This window comes from Halorubrum lacusprofundi ATCC 49239, assembly GCF_000022205.1.
In the GTDB taxonomy this organism is placed as follows: Archaea; Halobacteriota; Halobacteria; order Halobacteriales; family Haloferacaceae; genus Halorubrum; species Halorubrum lacusprofundi.
The window spans coordinates 362,318-385,276 of record NC_012028.1 but is presented as its reverse complement, the minus strand read 5'-3'; the positions used below and the strand labels follow the sequence as shown (position 1 = coordinate 385,276).

At 58.6% G+C, this 22,959-nt stretch carries 31 protein-coding genes and 1 pseudogene; 26 read left to right on the top strand and 6 right to left on the bottom strand.

What is annotated here, in order from left to right:
• The first annotated feature begins 52 nt into the window (after positions 1-52).
• Positions 53-1,180 carry a hypothetical protein gene (locus HLAC_RS18110; RefSeq protein WP_009488093.1) on the top strand — a complete coding sequence of 376 codons (1,128 nt, stop codon included), beginning with the start codon at positions 53-55 and terminating at the stop codon, positions 1,178-1,180.
• A 141-nt stretch (positions 1,181-1,321) separates the two neighbouring features.
• On the opposite strand, the gene HLAC_RS15420 is transcribed toward HLAC_RS18110, so the two are convergent.
• The 3 genes from HLAC_RS15420 to HLAC_RS18105 form a co-directional block, all read right to left on the bottom strand.
• Positions 1,322-2,260 (bottom strand): transposase, encoded by a 939-nt coding sequence (locus HLAC_RS15420; protein WP_015911568.1) that lies wholly within the window; start codon positions 2,258-2,260, stop codon positions 1,322-1,324.
• Positions 2,260-2,772 (bottom strand): hypothetical protein, encoded by a 513-nt coding sequence (locus tag HLAC_RS15415; protein ID WP_241211146.1) that lies wholly within the window; start codon positions 2,770-2,772, stop codon positions 2,260-2,262. Before HLAC_RS15415 ends, HLAC_RS15420 begins: the two co-directional genes overlap by 1 nt.
• A gap of 250 nt (positions 2,773-3,022) precedes the next feature.
• Positions 3,023-3,742: an ArsR/SmtB family transcription factor gene (locus tag HLAC_RS18105; protein WP_241211145.1), complete on the bottom strand. Its 720-nt coding sequence runs from the start codon at positions 3,740-3,742 to the stop codon at positions 3,023-3,025.
• Positions 3,743-3,781: 39 nt separating this feature from the next.
• Between HLAC_RS18105 and HLAC_RS18100 the strand changes: the two genes are divergently transcribed.
• Positions 3,782-4,360, top strand: coding sequence for a hypothetical protein (locus HLAC_RS18100; RefSeq protein ID WP_237583065.1), 579 nt, complete (start codon positions 3,782-3,784; stop codon positions 4,358-4,360).
• 192 nt (positions 4,361-4,552) lie between these two features.
• On the top strand, positions 4,553-5,548 hold the full coding sequence (locus HLAC_RS15410; RefSeq protein ID WP_009488096.1) for a transcription initiation factor IIB: 996 nt from the start codon (positions 4,553-4,555) through the stop codon (positions 5,546-5,548).
• Between the two features lie 22 nt (positions 5,549-5,570).
• On the opposite strand, the gene HLAC_RS15405 is transcribed toward HLAC_RS15410, so the two are convergent.
• Positions 5,571-5,804, bottom strand: a complete 234-nt coding sequence (locus HLAC_RS15405; protein ID WP_009488097.1) for a PadR family transcriptional regulator — start codon at positions 5,802-5,804, stop codon at positions 5,571-5,573.
• Between the two features lie 189 nt (positions 5,805-5,993).
• On the opposite strand from HLAC_RS15405, the gene HLAC_RS15400 reads away from it, so the two are divergent.
• From HLAC_RS15400 to HLAC_RS20035, 11 genes and pseudogenes are all read left to right on the top strand, one after another.
• Positions 5,994-6,857, top strand: coding sequence for a DUF7504 family protein (locus tag HLAC_RS15400; RefSeq protein WP_009488098.1), 864 nt, complete (start codon positions 5,994-5,996; stop codon positions 6,855-6,857).
• A 145-nt stretch (positions 6,858-7,002) separates the two neighbouring features.
• Positions 7,003-7,884: a biosurfactant protein 1 gene (locus HLAC_RS15395; protein WP_009488099.1), complete on the top strand. Its 882-nt coding sequence runs from the start codon at positions 7,003-7,005 to the stop codon at positions 7,882-7,884.
• A 138-nt stretch (positions 7,885-8,022) separates the two neighbouring features.
• Positions 8,023-8,211 (top strand): DUF8012 family protein, encoded by a 189-nt coding sequence (locus tag HLAC_RS15390; RefSeq protein WP_015911564.1) that lies wholly within the window; start codon positions 8,023-8,025, stop codon positions 8,209-8,211.
• 91 nt (positions 8,212-8,302) lie between these two features.
• Positions 8,303-8,683 (top strand): hypothetical protein, encoded by a 381-nt coding sequence (locus tag HLAC_RS15385; RefSeq protein WP_009762197.1) that lies wholly within the window; start codon positions 8,303-8,305, stop codon positions 8,681-8,683.
• Between the two features lie 68 nt (positions 8,684-8,751).
• Complete coding sequence (locus HLAC_RS15380; protein ID WP_009762198.1) at positions 8,752-9,414, top strand: DUF6735 family protein; 663 nt, start codon at positions 8,752-8,754, stop codon at positions 9,412-9,414.
• 74 nt (positions 9,415-9,488) lie between these two features.
• Positions 9,489-9,911, top strand: a complete 423-nt coding sequence (locus HLAC_RS15375; protein WP_009762199.1) for a DUF8025 family protein — start codon at positions 9,489-9,491, stop codon at positions 9,909-9,911.
• 107 nt (positions 9,912-10,018) lie between these two features.
• Entirely contained in the window at positions 10,019-10,510 is a 492-nt protein-coding gene (locus HLAC_RS15370) for a DUF7995 family protein (RefSeq protein ID WP_015911563.1), read from the top strand.
• A 3-nt stretch (positions 10,511-10,513) separates the two neighbouring features.
• On the top strand, positions 10,514-10,879 hold the full coding sequence (locus tag HLAC_RS15365) for a DUF7568 family protein (protein WP_009762201.1): 366 nt from the start codon (positions 10,514-10,516) through the stop codon (positions 10,877-10,879).
• 77 nt (positions 10,880-10,956) lie between these two features.
• The gene (locus tag HLAC_RS15360) at positions 10,957-11,352 is read left to right on the top strand and encodes a DUF7567 family protein (protein WP_015911562.1); all 396 of its coding nucleotides are present in this window, start codon (positions 10,957-10,959) and stop codon (positions 11,350-11,352) included.
• 78 nt (positions 11,353-11,430) lie between these two features.
• Positions 11,431-12,501: a metallophosphoesterase family protein gene (locus tag HLAC_RS15355; RefSeq protein ID WP_009762203.1), complete on the top strand. Its 1,071-nt coding sequence runs from the start codon at positions 11,431-11,433 to the stop codon at positions 12,499-12,501.
• 31 nt (positions 12,502-12,532) lie between these two features.
• Positions 12,533-12,751 (top strand): annotated as a pseudogene (locus HLAC_RS20035) (hypothetical protein); the annotation flags it as partial.
• 105 nt (positions 12,752-12,856) lie between these two features.
• Here HLAC_RS20035 and HLAC_RS15345 read toward each other — a convergent pair.
• The gene (locus tag HLAC_RS15345) at positions 12,857-14,221 is read right to left on the bottom strand and encodes a restriction endonuclease (RefSeq protein WP_015911561.1); all 1,365 of its coding nucleotides are present in this window, start codon (positions 14,219-14,221) and stop codon (positions 12,857-12,859) included.
• A 122-nt stretch (positions 14,222-14,343) separates the two neighbouring features.
• Here HLAC_RS15345 and HLAC_RS15340 point away from each other — a divergent pair, with 122 nt between their 5' ends.
• From HLAC_RS15340 to HLAC_RS15290, 11 genes are all read left to right on the top strand, one after another.
• Entirely contained in the window at positions 14,344-14,748 is a 405-nt protein-coding gene (locus HLAC_RS15340; RefSeq protein WP_015911560.1) for a DUF6166 domain-containing protein, read from the top strand.
• A 19-nt stretch (positions 14,749-14,767) separates the two neighbouring features.
• Positions 14,768-15,046, top strand: coding sequence for a DUF7389 domain-containing protein (locus tag HLAC_RS15335; RefSeq protein WP_009762206.1), 279 nt, complete (start codon positions 14,768-14,770; stop codon positions 15,044-15,046).
• 40 nt (positions 15,047-15,086) lie between these two features.
• The gene (locus HLAC_RS15330; protein ID WP_009762207.1) at positions 15,087-15,746 is read left to right on the top strand and encodes a helix-turn-helix domain containing protein; all 660 of its coding nucleotides are present in this window, start codon (positions 15,087-15,089) and stop codon (positions 15,744-15,746) included.
• A gap of 86 nt (positions 15,747-15,832) precedes the next feature.
• Positions 15,833-16,054: a DUF8129 domain-containing protein gene (locus tag HLAC_RS15325; protein WP_015911559.1), complete on the top strand. Its 222-nt coding sequence runs from the start codon at positions 15,833-15,835 to the stop codon at positions 16,052-16,054.
• 123 nt (positions 16,055-16,177) lie between these two features.
• On the top strand, positions 16,178-17,179 hold the full coding sequence (locus HLAC_RS15320) for a DUF6610 family protein (RefSeq protein ID WP_009762209.1): 1,002 nt from the start codon (positions 16,178-16,180) through the stop codon (positions 17,177-17,179).
• Between the two features lie 71 nt (positions 17,180-17,250).
• Positions 17,251-17,598, top strand: a complete 348-nt coding sequence (locus HLAC_RS15315; RefSeq protein ID WP_009762210.1) for a DUF8013 domain-containing protein — start codon at positions 17,251-17,253, stop codon at positions 17,596-17,598.
• An 87-nt stretch (positions 17,599-17,685) separates the two neighbouring features.
• Positions 17,686-18,618: an ArdC-like ssDNA-binding domain-containing protein gene (locus HLAC_RS15310; RefSeq protein ID WP_009762211.1), complete on the top strand. Its 933-nt coding sequence runs from the start codon at positions 17,686-17,688 to the stop codon at positions 18,616-18,618.
• Positions 18,619-18,740: 122 nt separating this feature from the next.
• A complete protein-coding gene (locus tag HLAC_RS15305) occupies positions 18,741-19,571 on the top strand; it encodes a type IV toxin-antitoxin system AbiEi family antitoxin domain-containing protein (protein ID WP_009762212.1) in 831 nt (276 codons plus the stop codon).
• Positions 19,572-19,662: 91 nt separating this feature from the next.
• On the top strand, positions 19,663-20,343 hold the full coding sequence (locus HLAC_RS15300; RefSeq protein ID WP_009762213.1) for a nucleotidyltransferase domain-containing protein: 681 nt from the start codon (positions 19,663-19,665) through the stop codon (positions 20,341-20,343).
• Entirely contained in the window at positions 20,336-20,833 is a 498-nt protein-coding gene (locus HLAC_RS15295) for a DUF8154 family protein (RefSeq protein WP_009762214.1), read from the top strand. Before HLAC_RS15300 ends, HLAC_RS15295 begins: the two co-directional genes overlap by 8 nt.
• Before the next feature lie 136 nt (positions 20,834-20,969).
• Positions 20,970-21,791, top strand: coding sequence for a hypothetical protein (locus HLAC_RS15290; RefSeq protein WP_014053341.1), 822 nt, complete (start codon positions 20,970-20,972; stop codon positions 21,789-21,791).
• A gap of 73 nt (positions 21,792-21,864) precedes the next feature.
• Here HLAC_RS15290 and HLAC_RS15285 read toward each other — a convergent pair whose 3' ends face one another.
• Complete coding sequence (locus tag HLAC_RS15285; protein ID WP_009762257.1) at positions 21,865-22,413, bottom strand: DUF8170 family protein; 549 nt, start codon at positions 22,411-22,413, stop codon at positions 21,865-21,867.
• A gap of 128 nt (positions 22,414-22,541) precedes the next feature.
• Here HLAC_RS15285 and HLAC_RS15280 point away from each other — a divergent pair, with 128 nt between their 5' ends.
• On the top strand, positions 22,542-22,955 hold the full coding sequence (locus HLAC_RS15280) for a helix-turn-helix domain-containing protein (RefSeq protein ID WP_009762258.1): 414 nt from the start codon (positions 22,542-22,544) through the stop codon (positions 22,953-22,955).
• Positions 22,956-22,959: the final 4 nt, after the last annotated feature.

Here is a 22,959-nt window from a genome sequence, read left to right as displayed (position 1 = left end):
AATAGTTAGCGAAATAATGTCTCCATACTTTCTATTTGGTGGGTGTTAACCCATGACAGAAGACCAATCTCGGCTCGGATCAGTCCGAGCAAACAGGGGAATAGACCGGCGAAAGTTCATGAAATCACTCGGAGCCATCGGCATCTCTGGAGCAGGGCTCAACACGGCCATCGGGAAAGCTCGAGCCACTCCTAGCAGGGATCGTGTTCGAATCGTCACTCATCGGTCGAAGGGAGAACCTGTTCGGACTAAACAGGTTCCAAAAGAATGGTTTGAACAGAAAGAGCGAGCACGTCGAGGACAGCAGTTACTCTTCAACCGCCTAGAAGAGTCATCCGGAGTCCTGGGAGTAGGTTACGGTCCGAGCAACGCAGCTGTCGACAATTATCGATTTTTCGAAGTCAGAGTTCATGTCGACCGTTCTGAGGGAACTAATGCGGACATTCCAGAGGAGGTCGATGGAGTGCCAGTTGCCATTACACGCCGGGAAGAATACCAAGACACCTACTACAACGGAAACTACGATCCGGTTCCAGGAGGCGTTGAACAGAATAGTTCGACGGGTACTGCCACCTCGACTGCGAGAGTGGACTACGGTGGCAATCTCTATCTAATGGGCGCGCGTCACCTGTGGGTCGATGATCCGAATGTACAGGATAGCTGCTCTACCCAAGATCCAACAGGTGAAAACGCCTATCAAAGTGACGACTACTACGGACACGTAAAACACCACTTCCAGGACTACGACGCCGCTCTCACAAATATTGAGGCTGATGATCAGGAAGGACAACCGCAGCGCGATGGTTTTACTGACACGATTGTCGACGAAAACGGCTATATCGAGGGATATGTGGATAGTAACGGTATTGACGATATGATGGCGAATAATCTCGAAGTCCGTAAGCGCGGCATCACTACCGGTCCAACCACGGGCGTAATCGAAGAATACTTGGACAATTACTGCAGCACGAGCGTCACGAGACGCAGTCTTCTGCATGTATCCAACGAGCAACAATCCGGAGATTCTGGTGGGCCAGTGTACGACCGTGACTACTTTGAAGGAAATTACTACCTCTTCATGGTTTCTCTCGCCACCCAAGCAACGGGAGCCTCAGAGGCTGTCGGCTCAACAGCCCATTCAATGGCAAACAACCTTGGGATTCAGTGGAGGACTCGGTAGTTAATCCGGAAGGGTGGTTAAGTACCACCCTCCAAGAGTGAGTAATATGACAAAGATCCCGCCAAGCAGGAATGCGATCTCGGGGAGTGCGAGAAACTGAACAAGATTTTTCATAACCAAGAGGGTGTCATAGAATAGTTCTCATAGCGTGATGACGGTGCTTCCTGGATTGTCTCCGCGTTCGTCGTTGGTGATCGCAATAACGAGACGAAGGCACAGCGCGAGGAACACTTGTGCTCGTGCGTGGACGCGGCCTCGGGCGCGAACGTGCCCGAGGCCGCAGTCCTTGACGGCGTCGTTGGTTCGTTCGACTCCACTCCGGCGGTTGTACGTCTCGTCTAGCGTCGATTGCTTCAGCTGAACGTCCTCGCTGTGTTCGTCGATGCGGGCTTCGACCCTGTACTCGATGTCTTTCGGATCGTCGGTGTTTCGTGCGTTGTACGGAGCGACTGGCACGACCCCTGCGGCCAGCAGGTGGTCGTGCCAGCCGAGCGTGTCGTAGGCGCTGTCTCCAAGCATCCAGATCGGTTTCTCGACGGCGAGCGCGTCACACGTGACGCGCATCGCCGTCTCCTCTGGCGCTTGCTTGCTCTCGGTGAACTCCGCGGCAATCGGGATCTTTTGCCCGGTCGAGACGATCGTACAGCCGTAGCCGTGGTAGTACTCTTCGGCGGTTGGATCGTAGCCTTTCGACGCGTCTTGGTCGGCGGGCATCGTCCTCACGTCGGTGGAATCGATGGAGTAGGTCAAGTCGAGCAGGCCGCGGCAGGCGGCCTGCTCGACGAGGCGGTCGAAGACCTCGTCGACGACGTGTTCGAGGTCGGTGAGGAAGCGATCGACCGCGTCTCTCGACGGCGGTCGATCGAAGCCACAGCTGAGCCAGACGACCGTGTTCTGGAGTTCTCGCGTGACTGGACGGATGCCGTAGACGTTCTTGTAGTAGCAGTGCAGGAACGCTCGGAAGAGTGCTGGTGGGTGATGATCTCGTGTTCGCCCCCGGCGAGCGGGGGCGAACACATCGAATTCTTCGAGAAAGTCGAACTCAAGATGCTCGAACAACGCGAGCGTCTCGGTCGCCATTACATTGAAGAACTCGTCGATAGAAGTCTCCTCTTGCAGGATGCTGGCGCTCGTAGACACAGTTCCAACATCCTGCGTCTTCGTGTGTGACGCTTTCTATGACACCCTCCCAGCACGACGGCAAACCAGTGGGTCACATTAAGTTCGGTGAACATGTGGAGTTCGACGACCACGACCAGCGCGAGTCCCGCGAGGGCGAGATAGGTCGCGAACGTCCCCACCGTACCGCCGATTACCCCTCTAACCAAAATCGGAAAGGTCGCGAGTCCAATCAGTTCCCACGGAAGCATCACTTCCCACGACCGATACGCGATGGCCGGAACGAGCACGATTACGGAAACCACACCGATGAACACCATCCACTGCAGGTCGGCGTCGAGCGCACTCTCCGCGAAGGCAACGAGGAGGACTCCGACAACAGCCCAACCCAGCAGGGCGTTCGTTCGACTGTCCCGGAACAGCCGCTCGATGTACTCATCGGCGACCGCGGGGGACGACTCTCTATCGATCATCATGGGTGAGATGTGGGAGTCTCAGATAAGGGTGCGGACTGATACCGAGAGATCCGCGACGGGTGACAGTAATCGGCAACTCTCTTTACTCGTGGAGGGTGTCATAGAACTATTCACAGGACATAATTTCAACCGGGACGCATCGAATTTACCGGTGAATAGGTCTGCACACCGACCTTTTGCTGCGGTCGGCGCCTTCGGCGCCTCCCTGGCAAAAGCTCGACCATCACCAGAAGCTGGAGGCTTCTGGTTAGCAGCCAGAAATCTCTGATTTCTGGCGACAAAAGCCGGCGTCGGCCCCTTCGGGGCCTCCTTGGCCCGCTCGCTCACTACGTTCGCTCGCGGTCAGTAGGTCACCTGTACTGACCGATTCCGAACCGCGGAGAACTACGTGTGTGAACTGTTGTATGACACCCTCAACCAAGACAGGATTTGAGGGATCCGTATCCGTATCAACGATTGTTTCTGGCCTAAGGTTACTAAGTACCCAACCAAAGAGGAAACTCGCAATACCAAGGATGCCAGTGATTCCAAGTGATTGTTTGAGAATCTTGCGCAGAGACCGCTTCTCGTTCGAATTGCCGGCAAATAATATAATCGAACTACTAGTCGGTGCGTACACATTCATTTCACGCCCTCTATCTGAATACCAGATATCAATAATTTCTATGAGTCCAGCCTCCTCAAGCTTATCAAGGTGATACTTTGCGTTTTGGACCGACATATCGAGTGATTTTGCGATATCGCTCGCGGTCTGCGGTTCCTCATAGAGCAAATCAAACATTGAACGAGCCGATTCAGAAGATAACGATTTGAATATTTTTTCGGCAGAATCGTCATTAATTTCGACTAGTTTCGGATTTTGGTCGTCTACCCGTGTCGAAGGCCGATAAGGAAATACACCTGGCATATTGTGCTCAACACTCCTTATTTGAGATCCACGATACGAACTAAAATCAGTGTTGGCCAAGCTAAAGCGGTTGTTTGAACCTGGACGAGTCATAAGTATGTGACGCTCGTATCGGTACCTATGCGCCGCAGAACAGTTCTCACTGCACTCGGAGCCACGACACTCGGTGGCTGTCTCAGCCAAGCGGAACAGTTAGCAAATCAGAAAACGAAGACCATGACCCAACAGACACCCCCAGAATGTGATAGTGACTTGGCGCTGCTTACTACCGATCTGGATCAAAAATATACAATCAAGAAAGGAACGACCGAAAAGTTCTCATTGGAAATAGAGCCTGCATCAGTCAATCTTGGTCAGGATATCTCGATCCATTTGAAAAATATATCCTCCGAGTCGCAGAGGACTGGATCTCGTGATCATTACGCAATTCAAAAGAAAGATAATGGTGAGTGGGATCACATTTTTTCGACCAAAGGTAATGTGCTTCTAGATGCCCAAGCAGTCGATCACGACCCAAGTGATGGATTCACTTGGGAGTTCACTGTGTCTCCAATCGGTTTTTCAATCGGCCCATATTATGTCTGCAAAGAATTAAAATCCGGCAAGTACCGATTTGTCTACTTCGGGCTACCCAATGATGCAGCACTTGAAAGTGCCTTTGAGATCTCGTCTGATTAGTATCACTTGTCTGAACACACTTCACGAGTCGATTATGTTGGGATTTGCTTCGGTGACTCGAATGGCTTGAAACAATAAAGTGGCATATGTCCTGAGTAGCAAATTCTTACTGTAGACAGCGATCTGATTTGAGGATCTCTCTTACTGCCGGTGTCAGCACCTCAACCCTGCGTTGAGTTTATTGTCCCCTCAATGGGTGAGGGGCTCACTGTACTGGCGAGTTCCCGAAACACGGTGAGAACGATGGCAACTAGAGACATCTACGAGACGACGTTCGACGAAGACGTCCAGACCGACACGAGGTCGAATCAGTGTCCCGAGTGCGACGGCCGAGTCACCACTAATACAGTCGAAACCGTCTGCGAGGAGTGTGGGCTCGTCGTCGACGAGCAGCGGATCGACCACGGACCAGAGTGGCGAGGGTTCGACGAAGACGAGCGTGAACGGACTGGCGCTCCGTTGACGGCAGCGCGGCACGATCGGGGGTTGTCGACGGAGATCGGGCGCGGGACCGATACGAACGGGAATGAACTCTCCGGAAAGAAGCGACGCCGGCTCGCCCGGATGCGGCGTGAACAGACGCGCGGGCGGTTTCAGTCGAAAGCTGAACGCAACCTCGCATACGGGCTGGGCGAGGTTCGCCGTCTGGCGAGTACCCTCGAGCTCTCCGATTCGATCCGCGACCAGGCGTGTCAGCTCTTCCGGAGTGCCCAGAACGAGGACCTGCTTCGGGGCAGATCCATCGAGGCCATCGCCACGGCTAGCGTGTACGGGGCCTGCCGCTGTAACGATCGACCAGTGATACTCGACGAGGTCGCTGATTCAGCACGCGTCGAACTGTCTCGAGTGAGAAACGCGTACAAAACGCTGAATACAGAATTAGGACTCCCTACCCCACCGAGAAGGCCGCAGTCGTTCATTCCGCGCTTCGCGTCAGAATTGGACGTCGCTGACACGGTCCGACAGCGGGCGTTTGAACTCGCAAAGGGCGCTGAAGCGACGATTATCTCGAACGGATGCCAACCGACAGGTGTCGCAGCGGCCTGCCTCTATAAGGCTGCTCGGGAGCAGGGACAATTTTTCACGCAAACAGATCTCGCAGAGGTGGCGGAGACAACGCCGGTAACGATACGCACACGATGGAACGAACTAGAGGAGGTCGACGATTCGAAGTCAGCCCCCGCGTAGCGCGGAGGCTCTGAAACCTTGGTTAATCGTCGAAGGCTTTCACCAAATACTGACCGTTCTGGGTAAGTCGATAGATCTTCTTCCCGTCGCGTTCCTCCGCTACTTCGATCATCCCTGCCTCCTGTAGTTCGCCGAGATGTGTGTAGATATACCCATGGCTCAGGTTCAGTTCAGCGGCAAGCCCATAGCCGTGAAGTGGTTCAGAACGTAGCTGTCGGAGGATATCCAATTTGGTATCGCTGATGAGACCGCCCATTACCACAGGGTATTCTGACCGGTCTGGGGAAACTCATAGAATAGAAATCTCTGACCGGTCAGAAAAAGCAAACAAGTCAAAAGACCTATTGAACCGGGAGAATTGGAATCTATGTACTACCCCAAATTACGTTTCCGGTCCACCGAACAGGCCCCGGCGGGAGAATCGTACTCAACGGTGTAACTATCAATGGGACCAAACAACGAGACCAACCCCCCATCCTTCAATTACGGAGATCGTCCGAGTACAGGAGTGATTCGAGCAGTGGCATGGTTCAAAGGTGTTGAACCGACCGCACTCACGCCATTACAAGGCGTAATCGATGTAGACGCATTGAACGCCCTGTTCGACAAGCCAGAGGAGACAGATCTCTCGGTGTCGTTCGAATACGATGAGTGTGTAGTGGAAGTTACTAACGATGGCACGATAACGATTCGAGGAGCATCGGACGCTGGGTCAAGAGAACTTGACCAAGAGACAAACGTGCTGTTTCTCGCGCCAAGCAGCAGTCACCCCGAAGATGAAGGATGCAACGACTTGTTGTCCGCCGTCCCGTCCAGTCGCGCAAACTTGCTCGGGGTAACGTACGAGTCTCCAGGCACGAACCGCCTCAACATATGGGAATTCGAGGAAGAGACCCCTGCACACATCTCACTCATCAATGTTGGAGACTTTGCACGATCATCTGCCTCACAGCCATCCAAGAGGGCGCTTCCACCTGAACGGCTAGAGGTTGACGCCGTTCTCGACCCCGCGGATCTGACGACACTCGGAATACGAATTAGTGAACAACTTTCGGAGTGGGGAAGTACCGATGAGCAACCCGTTGTCTGCTTCCATTCACTCACAGAACTTCTCGAAGCCACAGACCTTAATCGGGCCTTCAGATTCCTCCATCTCCTTACGAGGCGTCTCTCGTTGGCAGGAGCGATAGCGCACTTCCATCTAGATCCCGAAACGTGTGACGAGAAGACGATTGAGACCCTCCGACCGTTATTCGATGCCGTTCTCGAAGTTGACGAAGACGGAACGTGGTCGATGTGCGTGCAATAGAGGACTACCACCAATTTTCCCCAATTGCCGTGCGAGGGGCTAGTTACCTTCAGCGGAAGTGACATCCCTGAATACAACACCGGTCAAGGAGGATTGCCACCCCTCAGGTTGAAGTACCATTACGGACGAATCTATGAGCCAATCGATGAACGACTACTACACTGACTTCGAAGAACTCCGACCAATCGGCGAAGCATCGCATATTCCGGATGAGAAACTTAGCGAATGCGGTGACAGTGCAGCCCATCGGCAGCGCGTTGCCACAACCGAGAAAGGGTATCCGAACGACGCGACTGAATCAAACACGGAGTGTCGGTCCTGTGGGGCGTCAGTCCCAGACGGGCAGACGAAATGCCGGTTCTGTCTCACTAACCATCTCGAGAGTGACGCCGCTAGTACGAACGAGTCAGCGTCGACGACGTTCCTCGGCATCATCCACCTAATCGTCGAGTCGACTACGTTCTACGGCGCCGTGGCGAAGGGCGGCGCCGCGGCGAACCTCCTCTCTGCCAACCAGGCGGAGCCCGCCGTCGACGACTACACGCTCATCTACGACCTCGACGAGGCGCCGGCGCGCCAGCTGGCCGAGCAATGGCCCTCACTTCCCGACGCGGTACAGGTGTCGTCAGCGGAGGGAGAGGGGCTTCTCAGTGCCGCCCGTGACCGGACTGGGTGGCACGGGCAGGAAGCGTCGGAGCGTCAGGAGCAGGCCCCAACGCGGCTCTACGACCAACGTGGGGACGGCATCCGCGACGCGTCGCGTCTTGACGCGATCCTCGACGACGCCGACGACGCGGTGTGGCTGGTTCCAGCGATGGCGCTGACCGAATCTACTGGCGAGGCTGCGGCTGATCGACAGGATTCGTCGGTACCGACGACGCAGGAACTCGACTGTCAAAACTGTGGACGGGCGACCGACCATCGGTTCAAGACCCACGAGTCGGTCCCGGATGCGGCGTGGACGGGACAACCGATCTGGGAGTGCCGGGTGTGTGGCTCGGCTCGCTACGGCCCCAGTCTCGCGTAGGGCCAGTGCTGGCCGTCGATTAACCAACACCCTGCGAGTAGCGTCGAGATTCGTTGGTTAATACCGTGATCTCCTGCAAGCCCGACGGCAGTCCCGATGGGAAGTCGTTCCGCGCCGGCGAGCGGTGAGGCGCTTCCGATGGAGCAAGAGTTCAAACAAGGGTACCGGATGCATCGTATACTCAGCAATCTCAACCGACTCGACGTCGACCGATTGGACGCCGCGGATCGAGAGCGAGTCGAGACCGCGAGAGACCTCCTAGAGGAGGTGAGCCTTCTCACGAGGCCGGGCGACGGAGCCGGGGCGGGCGCCCAGGCAGACTCCTAACTGGAGGCGCCGGCCACGCCTCAGGAGGCACCTCTCGCGTCTGTTTTTCGCCCCCGACAGGGGTGCGGGGGCGACCCCGTGAAGTCCAGATATGGCGACACTGCAAGCTGCGACGACGTCGACCGGCGCGATCGTATCGGATCCGCAGGCAGTCCGCGAGCTCTGTGAGAGCTACTGCTTCGGGACGCTCGATTGGGAGGTTACCGAAGAGGGAGAGCTCACCATCTGGGGGTACGATGACTTCGAGGTGTACGAGGCGCGGGAGAACGGCCTCCCGGACTACGAGGGCGGTATCGTGACCCACGAGTTCTTGCGAGAACTCGCCGACCACCTCGAAGCTGACGAAGAGTTCGACATCCAAACGACCGGGTATACGAAGTGTCGATTCCCGGTCCTCGCAAAGCGGTACGTCGTTCGCGACGGCGAAGTCCTCCACGCTGACCTCAGTTCCCCCGAGCCGATCGACGAGTAGCGTTGTTCATCCCCCGGGAGGGGTGCGGGGCGATCCAGTCGTGGGTCGTCCTACGAGGTGATTGTTCAATGGGCCACCGCGCACTTGTTGCGTACGAACGTACAGACGGACAGTACACGCTCCACTACAGCCAGTGGGGCGCAGCGAACCTGAAGCTCAAGCACCGAATCTCTGCTGAGTCGCCGTTCGGTGGCGACGACACCGACTCCAAGTGGGCGAAACAGCTGCTGGCTGAACTAGCCGATGGCCTTGAGGCAGACGCCGTCGACGGCTACCTCGCCGACGAGGATCGACCGTCGACGGTCGTCGAGCCGAAGCCCCGTGCCACCGGGCTTACCCTCGACGAGATCGTCGCTGACCACCTCGACTACCTCCACCACGAGGCGTTCTTCGTGGTGTCGACGACGTTCGAGGTGACCGCCTACCGGACGCTGTGGTTCGGCCTACAGTACGAATCGGAGACAGTCAAACAGGGGGAGACGGTCGGGAATGGCGCGCTCGCGACGGTGCGCTGGTACGACGGCGAGCCGGTCGGCGACGGCCACCTGCAGGGGCAGTTCGCGGCCTTCAAAGATGTCGTCGGAGACATGCTCGACAAAGGCGTCTTCACACCGTCGACGGCGAGACAGTATCTGAAGCGGAAGCTCGCCGAGCGGGTCGGAGACCGACAGGAGCTGCGCATTCCGACCGGGGAATCACCCTTCGAGAAGGCGAGTCTGAACCGTTCATAGATCAGGACTGCGTCGACCAGTTGCTGTTTTTCAGGGGCGGAGAGAACCGAGCCCCTCTGTAGGCTCGTGATTTGATGTCCGAGAAACCAGACGACGATCCATTCGACGATTGCGAGTTAGACCCCGACGCGATCCTCGGGACACACATCTTCAAAGACGTCCTGTTTACCGACGGCACGGAAACACCGGTAAACGTGTTGACCGGCGAGACACCGGCACATTCGCAAGCGACCGTCGAGGAAGCGAAGGAGTTCGCTGCGAGTATTGACACGGACACGCCACAGATCGCACTTCCGGCGTCAGTCGAAACGCAAGTCGAGACGCAGAGCAAGCCCTACACGGCGGCTGCGTTCTTCCACTTCAAGGCGACCGGCTCGCTCAAACGTCACCGCGCCTACCACGCCGCGTACGACTCGGATGCGTTCACCATCGACTTCGAAGCTGACTACGAGTCCGGAAACCTGACCATCACAGTCGACCGAGCGAACGTGTCCTAAGAATCGACCGCTAGATTAGGGTTTTTCGAGCGCCGGCGATGGGTGCCGGCGCAGCAGGAGCGAGCGAGCAACGACTCCCGGTGCGTCGGCGCTTCGAGGTGTTCGAGATGCACATGGTCATTTACAGTCTGGTAGAAGCATCGACAGAAGACGAAGCACTATCCACCGGAAAGACGGTGTTCGACCGCCTGGTCGGCGCGGACCCACACGCTGGCGCCGTCTTCGACTACCACGTGACGTTCGACGAGGAGGATACGTCCGTTGCGGGGAAGGCGCGATGGGGTGAGTTGCCGACTGCAGCCCCCGTCAACTCCGATGACGGCCAAGACCTGCTTGAGCGTGGCTGGAAGGCGACGAAAGAGGAGTTCGAGCGAAATCTCGACCGGGTGAAGGAAGCCATCGACGAGCTCTCCGACGAGGAGATCATGCGCGACGAGGACCTCGCGCGGCACGCCTTCCACCAGGTCGGCGCGTACGACGGCCCGGCGATCTTTCTGTACACCGAACACGGAACCGGCATTCGCCACCGTGGACAGCTGGACCGACTCCTTGAAGAGAGTGAAGAGCTCTGGATCGTGCCCGCCGACGTCCACTTCTAACAGATGCCCCGGATCACCAACTGGCGACGTGAGAGCCGCACGCCCACACTCGCATACCGGAATACCGAGACCGGCGCTCGGGCGGTCTTACACCGAGCACCGGATTCGTACCGCTACAAGTGGCGTGGCGTAATCCTCGTCGACGGCTACCCAGTGTGGTCGCGGGGGTACGAGACGAAGGACGCGAAATCGTTCCGTGATGAGCTCCGGAAACGGCCAGCGCCCGAACTGAGTTGTCCCGAGTGTCCGAACAGCGACGTGGCAATCGGGGGGAAAACGGCTGACGGTGCGAAGATTCAGCGCTGGTTCGAGTGCCGGAACTGTGGGTACGAAGCATCCTCGAGAATCGTGTACGGCGCTGAGCGCTGATTGATGTGAGCGTATCTGCGGTGACGTTTATTTTGGGCCGGAATGGATGGCCCGTCTCAATCGGGCCAGATCCACAGATGAGTCTGGAAGTCATCGACCGCCACAGCGAAGCACTGTTTGAGTTCCTCTGGTGTCCGGTCTGCGGGCACGAGATATTCAGTCACATCCCCTTCGAGGGGATGTTCTGCAAGAACTGCAATACGCAGGTTAAACTGCGAGAGTCACGGGAGACACGCGGCTACGAGGAGGCCGTCCTCGCCTGCTTCGACACCGATTCGACGTGGAACCTCCACGTCGACGAGAAACTCCGTCGTGATCTTCCGGATGGGTCGGCGCGGGTGAAGGTCCTCGGTGCCCCAGGCGACTATGAAGTCGACTGGTGGAGTCCGAAGCCAGATGAGGACTGGGAGCCGGTCGAACGTGGTGAGTTCGACGACGTCGAGGAACCTTCGGAGGTCTCTCGTTTGGCTTAGCGAAGCACTGCTACAAATCTAAAATTGAGTCACAGAGAATACTCGCATCGATTAAGTACTCGGTCCTGCCATCTGTCTATGAAGTTAATGTTTACTCGAGATGATCTCCCTCGTAATGACCGTCTTTCTAATCCGATCACAGTCCTCGTTCGAGAGGTCTCGCCCTCCAGCAGTAACAAACTCGATTTTGAAGTTACAGTCGAGGATGCAGACGGACATACAATCTCTCTTAAAATCTGGTCGACGCATTCTCTCTCCCTTTCGCTTACCGAAGGTCACCGGTACGAACTGGAAGACGTCCGAGGAAGGTACTGGTCACAGGGTGGAAGTCGACACTACCAGCTCGACAGTACGAAGGATCTGACAGTAACTGAACTCGGTCCGGCCGATGACACCGCGACGCGACTCTTGATTGTCGGCGACACTCACGTCGGTTATCGGCATCGTCGCCGTGATAAGAAAGCAAAAGGTGCTAAAGATCTCGACGCTCGTGATCGCTTCCAAGCGGTAATGGATCAGGCCAACACCCTAGACGCTGATGCCATTGTCCACGCCGGGGACATTTTCGATCACGTTGCCATCGGGGCAGACCGGTCCTTTGTGATAGACGCTCTCAACTCAGAGCTCAATATTCCGTTCTACTACATCTACGGGAACCACGATGAGCCTGCTAGCCGTCGAACAGTTGATGGAGCAACTAATGATACGTCAGAGATTGAGCGTCTCTTGAAGAATGGAGAATCAGTAGGGGAAACAGACGTTACGCTATTCGGAATCGACTACAGTCACGATAGCTTCCCGGGCGAACCGCTCGAAGCCTCGGTTCAATCAGTACTTTCAAACGCGAATGTATTGGTCGTCCACGATACTCCATACCCCGTCCGGAATGAAAACGGGTACCACATACATCAAAAGAGGGGAGCAGATTTTCGGAAGGCTATTGAACAAACCTCCGTTGAAATTGATCTCATCGTCTCCGGACACATGCACGTCGGTCAACAGGGCACGCTTGATGAGTTCCAAACGCCCGTCCTTGTTACCGGAGCACCAGCACCAATCAATAGTGGGAAAGAAGACAACAACCCGTCAACGTGGCTCCTCCGTGTGACTGAGAGCGGCGTTGACGGCATCACACGACACCCTCTCTGAGGACTGGTTGTTGTTGCGCCGGCGGTATTTGATGTCGACACGAAGTCAACTCAGATTCGTCCAACGAGGCGACCAGGATGACGAACCAAACGATTCGGACCGGGTCGCACAGGTATACCGACGCTCGGACGGCTACCCGACGAGCGTCCTGCAGGATCTCATCCGGCTGAAGGAACTGCTCGATGCGACCCACGCCGAGAGAGAACCGGCCTACACGGCAGCAGCGTTCGTGTTCCTCGACAAGCTCTCGAGGCCCCACCGACGAGGCCTTCGAGCGAGCCACTTGGCAGTTCCACAGCCCTAGAGCACGCGCTCGAAGAGCTGGTCGCTAAGCCGGCGTGAGAACGCGACCGGTCTAAATGATGCCGCCGATGACGAGCAGGCCGACGACGAGCAGCAGCGTCGCGACCACGCTCCCTCCAGCGAGTAACTTGTTCTCCATCGCCTTCTCGTGGAGTGGCATTGCGGCGTATTCCTCGCGGAACGCCTCGAGGTTGTCCTCGTCGTAGAAGTACTTCATCTTCAGCGCGAACCGTTCGGTGACCGCACAACCAGTACAAACCGGCTCGCCTTCCAACCGTTCCGTTTTGGTGTGGCTGTTGCAGGCGATGGCCCCGCAGTTCGGACAGTAGGTGTACGTCTCATCGACGCCGCTCGTGTCACAGTGGACGCACCGATGGATGCCGTCCTCGTCTGTTACTCTGGACGGCCCTGCCGCGTAGTACTCGTAGGGGTAGGTGTACTCCTGGAGTTCCGTCGTCTGTCGAACCTCAGGAAGGTACACCGGTTCGATCGACTGGACCGAGATATCCGAGCGGTTCGGCTCGCAGGTCTTGTTGTAGGTGACGTTGTTGTCGCCGGTGTAGGTGACCGTCGTCGTGTGGTGCTGCTGGAGCCGCTCGACGGCCCACTCTTTGTACTCGGTCTGCGTCTGGCCGAACCGGTTCTCCTCGACGTCGTCGAACACCTCCGCGAACTGCTCGGTATCGAGTTCGACCGTCGCGTGGAGGTTCTCGGTGACCAGTGTCGTGACGTCCTCGTTGACGACCTGCGGCTGCCCGCGTTCGGCGTGGGCAACGAATCGAGTCCGGTCGTTGATCCGGTGGATGACGCCCACCGACGTCTCGAAGACAGCGTTCGTGTCGGCGGTGACCGCGACCACCGGGCGGAACGTCACCGCCGAATGTGGTTCTGGGAGTTCAGCGGCCTCGATGTTGACGATGTCGTGGAACGCCTCTTCGACGGGTGCGTCGACGTCGGCGGCCGGGTCATAGGGGCGGAGTGTCTCGTCGCAGAGAATCTCGATGCGACCGTTGTAGAGGTCGAGGCCGATCTCGTCGGCGATCTCCCGGAGGTCCTCGCCGTCGAGCAGCTCGATAGGATAGGGATCATCGTTTTGTTGGAGGCGGTCGGCGTACTCCCGAGCAGGGTTCGTAAACCGGCCGGTCGTGACGACCATTCCGCGTTTGGGGCCGTCGAAGTCGAACGTCGCGGTCGCCGAGTGGAGCTTCTGGACGACTGGGCGCCCGACCGTCCCCGTGTGCTTGCACTCGACGATGATCGCACGCCGCGTGCCGTCGACGACCTCCTCCATGATGACGTCGCGACCCTCGTCAGCCGTGCGGTCGGCCTGGCGGACGTTCTCGTAGCCGAGATTGCGGAAGACGTCCTCTATCACGTCCTCGAACTCGAACCCTGAGAGATCGTCCAGTACAGCCATCCCGAATTATGTGGACAGTACGTTGCAACTGCCAAATACGTTGCCGAACGCAGCCCCGTGTTGTTTTTGAACCCCCGAGAGGGGTGCGGGGGTGATCGAACGAGCCTCCCGCGAACCAACCTATGAGTGGAATCAGCGACCCACGCTCGCACGTACAGGCACGGACCTCGGCTGATCCCGACGTCATCTACGTCGGTTACCGTCGTCGAGGCCGCGCCATCGTCGAGAAGCAATCGGACCAAGAACAGCTCACGCCAGAGCGGAGTCTCGAGCTGGCGAATCACAGTCCTTCGGGCTTCGAATGGGGATATGGTGGCAGCGGGCCGGCCCAACTTGCACTCGCCCTCCTGCTCGATTACACTGACGATGAGGAGGTGGCGCTTGCGGAGTACAAGGCGTTCAAGACCGAAGTGGTGAGCCAGCTAGAGAGTTTAGGACCCGACGACTGCTGGCGACTCACCGGCCGCGAGATAGATGCAGTCCTTCGTGAGATAGTCGACGATCCAGTCGCACCGTCCGTCAACTAACGATCACAGAGAGCAATCAATGTCAGAACACACCCAGCAGCCTCGTACGAGCGCAGAATCGCCGCAGAACCGTGAGCGTCAGGCACCAACCGAGTACGTCGAGCGAAGCGATGTCGGCGTCTCACTCACCGTCAAACTCACTCGTGGTACCGGCACCCGCGATCAAGACAAGATCACGGCCAAAGTGAAGGGCAAGACGCTCGAAGATGCCCGCGAGGATATGGAAACCCTCCGCGAGTATATCCACGACCTCGCTGAGGACACTCGCCAGATCCAGCCAGCTAACCCACACGAATAGTACTTCTTTTGACTATTGCACAGAATTGTGTAACCAAAGGATGTACGAAGTGTGCGGTGAGAAGGAACTCAAGGTCGTCCTCGCGCTTGACCCGGAGGATTCCATCTCAGGCGTCGCGCGGAAGATTGACGAGAACCGGGAGACGATCCGTCGCGTCGTGCATCGCCTCGAGGAGGCGGGATACGTCGCGTACGACGATGGGCTCCATCTCGTCGATCAGGCAATCCAAGACGTCGGTCTCGAGTTCCTGACGGCGTCAGCAAACATCTCGCCGCCATCCATAGCGGAGGCGTATGTCCTCCCGCAGTTCGCCAGTATGGACTACGCCTTCACTTCCATTGATGCGGTCTACGTCTGGACCCGCGGTGGCTACCAGGTCGCTCGCGACCCAGAGGACTATCCGCTGTTCATCGCCGTCCACGAATCCGACCTCGACGCTTGGACGGCGTTCTTCGATCGATTTGGAATCCCGACTTCAGAAGAGCGCCAGCCCGCTACCGACTTCGATGGTGCGATACAGGTTGTTCTGGAGCTACGGCCACAGATCGAAGCCGAGATGGTCGATGGACGGCCCGTCATCCCACTCCAAGAAACGGCGGCGTTCGCAAACGAGCACTACGCGCACTTCCAGTCGGCGCTCGACATGCTCGGCCGCATGTACGACAGCGTCGACACTGACGCGAATTACCGTCCAAACTGACTTGGGATTCTGACAAGGAATGTCTTCGACCGGGAGTGGCCTGGCCGCTGTTTATTGTCGCCTTGAGAGAGCGGAGGCGAACAAAAGTGAGCAACTCGTCAAACCTATCCGTCGAATCAGACGGTCTCACACCGGAACAGCGTCTTGAACCGCTAAACACTCGACTCATCAACGCTGGTATCGCGACGATTCACGACATGGAGACGCTCCGAGCCTGCGTCGCCTACGAGAATGCTAACCAGAACCGGACGCATATTCTGCGACGCCTCGAGTGGAAGGCTAGGGAGCTCCGTGAGGACAAGGAGTAGATTCCGGTCTTAACCAACAATCCCGAGTTGTATCACTAATTGTTGGTTAATAGAATGTAGTCCCGGTTTTTCGAGCCCCTGAATGGATGCGGGGCGGCCAGCAGCGGCCTCGCAAGCCCAGTCATGTCCCTCGATCTGAGTGCAAATTCCAACACGGCTAGTGAAATCGCTGCCGCCAGACAAGCCGACGTCGTGGCCTTCCTCCATCGAGCGCCGTTCACCCTGGATGCCTATAAGGTCGGATTCCTACCCGGGTTCCGAGAGGACTGTGGATACCAGCAGAGCCAGTATCAGGACCTGAATATCCCCGTCGGAATGCTCGACAACGACTTCCGGAACCCCAATCTGGATCGATTCGTCGATCGGTTCTTCGAGCACGAACCATGGGTCGGTGTCATAGGCGATGTCTACGAACGCGACGACGTCGATGACCATGTCGCCGCTGCTCGCGAGATTCAGGCCAGCTACCCCGAGGCCGAGCTCATTATCGTCCCGAAGTCACGATCGGTGATCGACGCGGTTCCCGATGACATCGTCCTCGGATATTCGCGTGGCTACGCCGACCGGTTGGCCCACGAGTTCTCCGAGCCGACCGATTGGCGCGGTCGTCACGTCCACATCCTCGGCGGGAGCCCACCCAAGCAACTCGAGGCCATCCAGCAGCTGACCCGACCGACGCTCTCTGCCGATCCACCAGCCGACATCGTGGGCGTCGACTGGAACGGACTCCATCGCGGCGCACAGTTCGGCGAGTTCTGGACGGCCGACGGCTGGGACGACAGCGGTCGCGACGCCGATCACGTCACCGTTCGGAAGACGGTGCGCCATAGTCTCGCTCGAATACGTGAGTTCTGGAAGTCCCACGGGATCTGGCCCGAGACGACACCACAGGACGCGGGGTTACACATCGAGTACGGGGGGCCGAGCCCAGCCGATCTCGAGGAAGCCGCCTGCACCGAATGCGAGGCAAACGTCTGGCGAACACGTCGCGGCCCTTTCGTCGCTGAATACGACACTGGCGCAGTCTGTGGATACTGCAGCTACGAGTGCTACTTCAGCCACCGTCACCGGAACAACCTGGAGGAGATCGCCGGCGAGCAGAGCGTCTACCTCCCCCCGGCGTGACTTCGCGACCTGTTTTTCGTGCCCCCAGAGAGGGCGAGGGCTCCTTCGAAAGCTCTCAGAGGTGACTTCCAGTGAGTCAACAACAGAGTCCCGACACCGTCTCGATCGACGAGATCCCGGTCGATATCGACAACACGCAATCAGCGGAGGTCGATCCCGCCGACGTCCCCGACGAAATCGAATCCATCACCCGTGGACTCGCCGGTGAGCAGCCGCCGACGAATCCGCTGGTCGTGCTGAAAGCGGCCCGATGGTGGTACATTCACGGCAAGGGCGGCACGGACCCCGCCTTCCAATGGGCTATCGAGTGGGCACGTCACCTTGCGACCGATACGCCTAGCGACGTCGAGCGGTTCGACGAGTTCCTCGAGTACCTCGTCACAGTCGGCTTCGCGGACGAACGCCACGAGCTCCGCTGACCGACAGAGCGGTTTTTTGAACGCCCCTGAGGGGTGCGGCGCGGTCTGAACAGACGCAGTCGCCGTGAACTTGATTCGGTGAATACAATGGCTACGACCAGTGACTCGTCGGTCTCCTTTGACCAGACCGACACGCGATCAGACGAGATGAACAGCACTATCGAACAGTGGATCGACGACCTCGTCGCCGGCGTCGACGACGCGCAGGCCAGCGCGGAGTTCCAGGAGTGGCTTGACGTCCAGAGTCGCTTCCACGACTACTCCTACCGGAACACGCTCCTCATCAAGCGGCAGTGTCCCGAGGCAACGCGGGTGGCGGGCTACCGGACGTGGCAGGAGGAGTTCGACCGCCACGTCACGGAGGGCGAATCGGCTATCTGGATCTGGGCACCAATCATCACGAACCAGTGTCCGGAGTGCGAGAACTCGCCGAGCTACCACAAGAGCAGCGACTGTGAGTACGACGAGACGCCACCCGAGGAGTGGTCCGAGGGCCTGGTCGGGTTCAAGCCCGCACCGGTGTTTGACATCTCCCAGACCGAGGGCGAACCGCTCCCCGACCTCGACACTGAGGCGACTGGGGACGCTGGCGACCTCGTTGGTCAACTGACCGACGCCTCGGATGAACTCGGCGTGACGGTGCAGATCATTCCAGCAGACGAGTGGACCCACGGTGAGGCAAAGGGCATTTGCGAGCAACTGAGTCTCGTCGATATGCAGCCGCGTGTCGAGGTACGGGGTCGGAAGAACGACGCTGATCTCGCCCGGACACTGATTCACGAGTACGCGCACGCCCTGCTCCACTTTGACGTCGACGACGACACCGAGCGGTCGAAACGCGAAGTCGAGGCCGAAGCCGTCGCGTACGTCGTCGGGCGGTACTGCGGACTCGATACCAGCGGCTCGGCGTTCTACCTCGCAGCCTGGGAGTCGGACGATCCCGAGGTTGTTCGCGAGCGGCTTGGACGGATCAGTACGTCGGCGCAGGAAGTCATCGACACACTCGAAGCGAGAGAGTAACTCTTAACCAACGTTCTTCCCCGTGATCTCCTTCCGTTAGTTAACCGGGTTGGGCCCGTCAGCGAGCGGTGGTACAACACTCAAGTCGGTACGGTTGTATATTCTATGTACGAAACGCAGGTGTGGGAACCATAGAACAAACGCAAAGTAATCGGCAGGGGCTCTCAACTCGGGAAAGTCGGCTCCTCTCGCGGCTTGCCGCTGAGGGCCACCAGATCATCTCGGTCGACGACATCGAGACGACCCTGGAGGTCGCTCCGAACGCCGCCCGGGAGATCGCGTCCCGACTCACGGAGAAGGGATGGCTCGACCGACTCTTCCCGGGAACATACCTCATCGTCCCGCTCGCGGCCGGCGAGAAGTCCATGTACACGACCCATGAGTACCTCATCGCCGCCCACGTCGCCGAGCCAATGTACATCGGCTACTACAGCGCGCTCAGCCACCACGGGCTGACCGAACAGGTTCCCCGGACAGTCTACGTCGTGACACCAACCCGGGCCCAGAGCCGGGAGATTCACGGCGTGCCCTACCGCGTCACGACGGTCACCGGCCGGAAGTTCTTCGGCACGACGCCGACCTCCATCGAGGGGACCACCATCCAGGTCAGCGACTTGGAGAAGACCCTCGTCGATTGTGCTGACCATCCCGGGTTCTGTGGCGGCATCCGCGAGCTCGCGTGCGCAATGCGCGCCGCCGACGAACAAGGCTGTTCCTGGGAAACCGTCGGCGAGTATCTCGAGCGCCTCGACAACGGCGCCGCGACCAAGCGGATCGTCTACCTCGCCGACCAGCTTGGCATCGGCCTTCCCACCCGAGAGGGGCTCGTCGCGTCGTTCACGAGTGGCTATTCCCTGCTGGACCCCACGCGTCCCGAGACCGGGTCGACAGCCAGCACGTACCGGGTCCGCATCAATATCGAGCTGGACACGCTGGCGCCGACGGAGTCCTAGCTGAATCGGCTAACTCGCAGCGCAAAGCAGCCTGCTGCGTGACGCCGCCATCTATTTATAGGTCGTTGCACAAAATCAGATAGTGTCTGAAATGGCGAAACAGGATATAACGGTCTGTATCGATGCGTATCCCGACCCGGACACCGATGTCTTTCGCATCGGCGCCGCGGACGACATCCTCCGCCTGCTCGTCGACGCCCACGACACGGAGTTCTCGATCCCTGAACTCGTCGACGCCACGGGTGTTACTCGGTCGACGGTCTGGCGGGCCGTCGATCTCCTCGACAGTATCGACGCCATCCAGATTCGAGAAACGCCTCAACGCAACTACATCGCGATCAACCCAGACCGTCTCCAGAAGGACGACCCGATCCTTGGCATCTCTCAATCAGAATTCCACGCGCCGATCCGAGCATTCGTCGACCGCGTCCAAGCCACGACCGCCGACGCCGACGACATCAACGACCTCCTTGGGATCGTCATCTTTGGAAGCGTCGCTCGGGGGGAGGCAGACCGACAGAGCGATATCGATTGCTTCGTGGTCGTCGATGGCAACCGGACGACAGCCCGCCGGCAGATAACCGACGTCGTCGCCGATCTCCAGTCCGAGCGGTTCGACGGTGACCGATTCGTGTTCGAACCGTACGTCGAATCTGCAGAGAGCGCTGGGAGAGCCGGATCGAAGCTCCACGAGATCTTCACCGAGGGGATTACAGTATACGGGAGCGACCGCCTCGACGAGATCCGCAAGGAGGTCGTCGCCGATGAGTAGTACGCGCATCGAAGCCCTCATCGACGAGGTGCAAGCAGCATTCGACCGCCGTCCGACGGACATCGAAGCCGGGCTCGATGTCGAGGACGCCGCCCTGCTCCAGCTACGGAAGGCCTGTCGCTTGCTCGCCGGCGCCGAGGCCCTCCGGGATGCCAGCTACTATACGCTCGTCATTGAGGCGTCGTTTGTCGCAATTGAACGCACCGTCGAATTTCGGCTCCTCGAGCGCGGCACGATGCAGCCGGATGATCTCCCCGGTACCCACCCTGGTGTCTATCGGGAGGCTGCAGCAGCCGGTGTCTTCGGGGAGTCGATGGCCGCGGACCTCGCGGATCTCTGGCGCGACCACCGCGCAAAGACCTACTATCAGGACGGCCTTGCCTCCGCAGGGCGTGCCGACGCGATGTACGAACTCGCCACTGAACTTCACGCATACGTAACTGGCCGGTCTCGACAGGGCCACGAGTGTATCTGCGGAGAGACAACGTAGCGAATTCGTCACTGCCAGAAGACCGCAGTAGGGCGAGTCTAGTTAACCAACGCAGAGAGGTGATACGATGAATCTGTTGGTTAAGTTTTTCTGCGCCCGCCGAGGGGCGGAGGCGCATTCTGACCTCCGTCGAATCATGACTGACCGCTATCTCACGACGGTTCTCAAGGAAGCCGAGCGCGTCGCCGAGCAGCACGACCAGGTCGCTCGAACGGCGGACAACCAAGCCCACGAATACCTTCGATACGCCGTCCTCCGGGTGCTCGAAAGAGAGGCGGACCACCTCCCGTCGGACTGGACGCCGATCGACGGCGTAACCGTTGGGTATGGGGAGGATGAGGCGATGTTCGACAGTTGGGGCTCCAGCGAAGACTGGTGGGAAACAGTCCCGCCCCAGGAAGCGTGTACCCGCTTCCGCGTGTTCTTCCCGGACGACCACCAGACGGTTCCCCGTGACATCGTCGACGTGATGGCCGCGCTCGGGACCTGGCGAGTGTGGACCGGGAGCGCAACCGCGTGCGGCTCCTACGACCATCGCGAGCGCCGTGAGGTCCACTACCTGTGGTCGGAAGGCCATCCGGTGGAGGAAGTGCTCCACGAGCGGCTCAGTAGCCCTGCGGAAGCCGTCGCTCCAGACGGTGGTCGGACTGGCGACGTCCGCGACCGGCTGGTCGTCGACGATGATCCACAGCCTCAGGATGACCTCGAACCACGCACGAAGCGTGCCATCGACGAAGCGATGGACGTCTCGCTCCTCTCGAAAGGTGGTCGCTACGAGGTCCAGTCCGCGTCCGGTAATTGGTACGAAGTCGACGTCGTCGACGAGTCGTGTACCTGTCCCGACTGGCAGCAGCGCTCACCAGAGGGTGGCTGCAAGCATCTACGTCGCGTCGACCACGAGATCAAACGACGCCGTGTGCCCCGCCCAGATGGCCGACTCCCGGCTGACGTGAACTGATTTCGGTTGACCAACAGACCATCCGTTTCATCGCTGGCGTTGGTTAACGCAGATAGCCACAATCCCACCGCTGTCACGGGAGTTCTTCCGTCACGTCGGCGAGCTCCTCCTCGTTCTGCCAGCGATACAGCCGCCCCTCCCGCTCGAATAGCTCGAAGACGCCGTCCTGCATCCAGCCGAAGGGGTGCTCCTCGTCCTCGTACTCCCGTTTGAGGACGTGGCTCTTCGCGAAGAACTCGGTCGTGCCGACGAGCAGCCCTTGTTCGACGAGGAAGTCGCTCGGTTCCTTCTCGGCGACACCGACGAGGTAGGTCACGATATCACCGATCAGGCAGAACTTCTGAATGCTATTGTCCCACTCGCCGCGGATGTCGACCATCCGGAAGGCGTAGGCGTCCTGCCGGCGGTTGAGTCGGTCGATCACGAGGTTCAACCGGCGGATCGGCTCCCGGTCGTAGTTCCCCAGCACGAAGTACGAGCGGTCGTTCTCGTAGACGGGAGTCAGTTCGCTCAGGGCGTGGAGGATCTCCTCGTTGTCCGCCAGCGAGATCTCTTCCTCGTTGAGTTGGTCCTTCGCACTAGTAAGGACCTCCTCGGGGACGGGCGGCTCTTCGTCGGACATATACAGGCTCTCTCGGCGCCGTGCGATATGATTTATGGAGTAAATCACCGGGTTAATTCGGTGTGAATTACTATAGAGTGATTTACTCAAGGGTAAACTACTTGCCGCCAGGGTGTGTACTGTGTCGTATGAGCACCGACCTGGGGACTGCTGGGGAGATGGAATCCCGCGAACTTGTCCACTTCGTGACTCAGCAGACGCGGTTCGCGCTGATCAACAACATCCTCCAGCACCCCGAACAGCTCCCCTCGATGTACGAGCTCGAGGAGCTCAACCCCAGCGTGAGCGAGGCCACCGTCTACAAGCACATTCAGAAGCTCATCGACGCCGGTATCGTCAAGGAGGTCGCTCTAGACGATGACCAGCGCCGGCAGGGGTATCCCTGGAAGTTCTACGGCCTCACAGAGGAGGGCCGGACCTTCCTCGACGAACACAATCTCCTCGCCGCGGAGGAAACCCTCCAACAGATCTACGAGACCATCTCTGACAAGCCCGAGAAGATGGTCAAGTACGAGAATTCCCCTCGCCCGGACGACGCGTAACCCT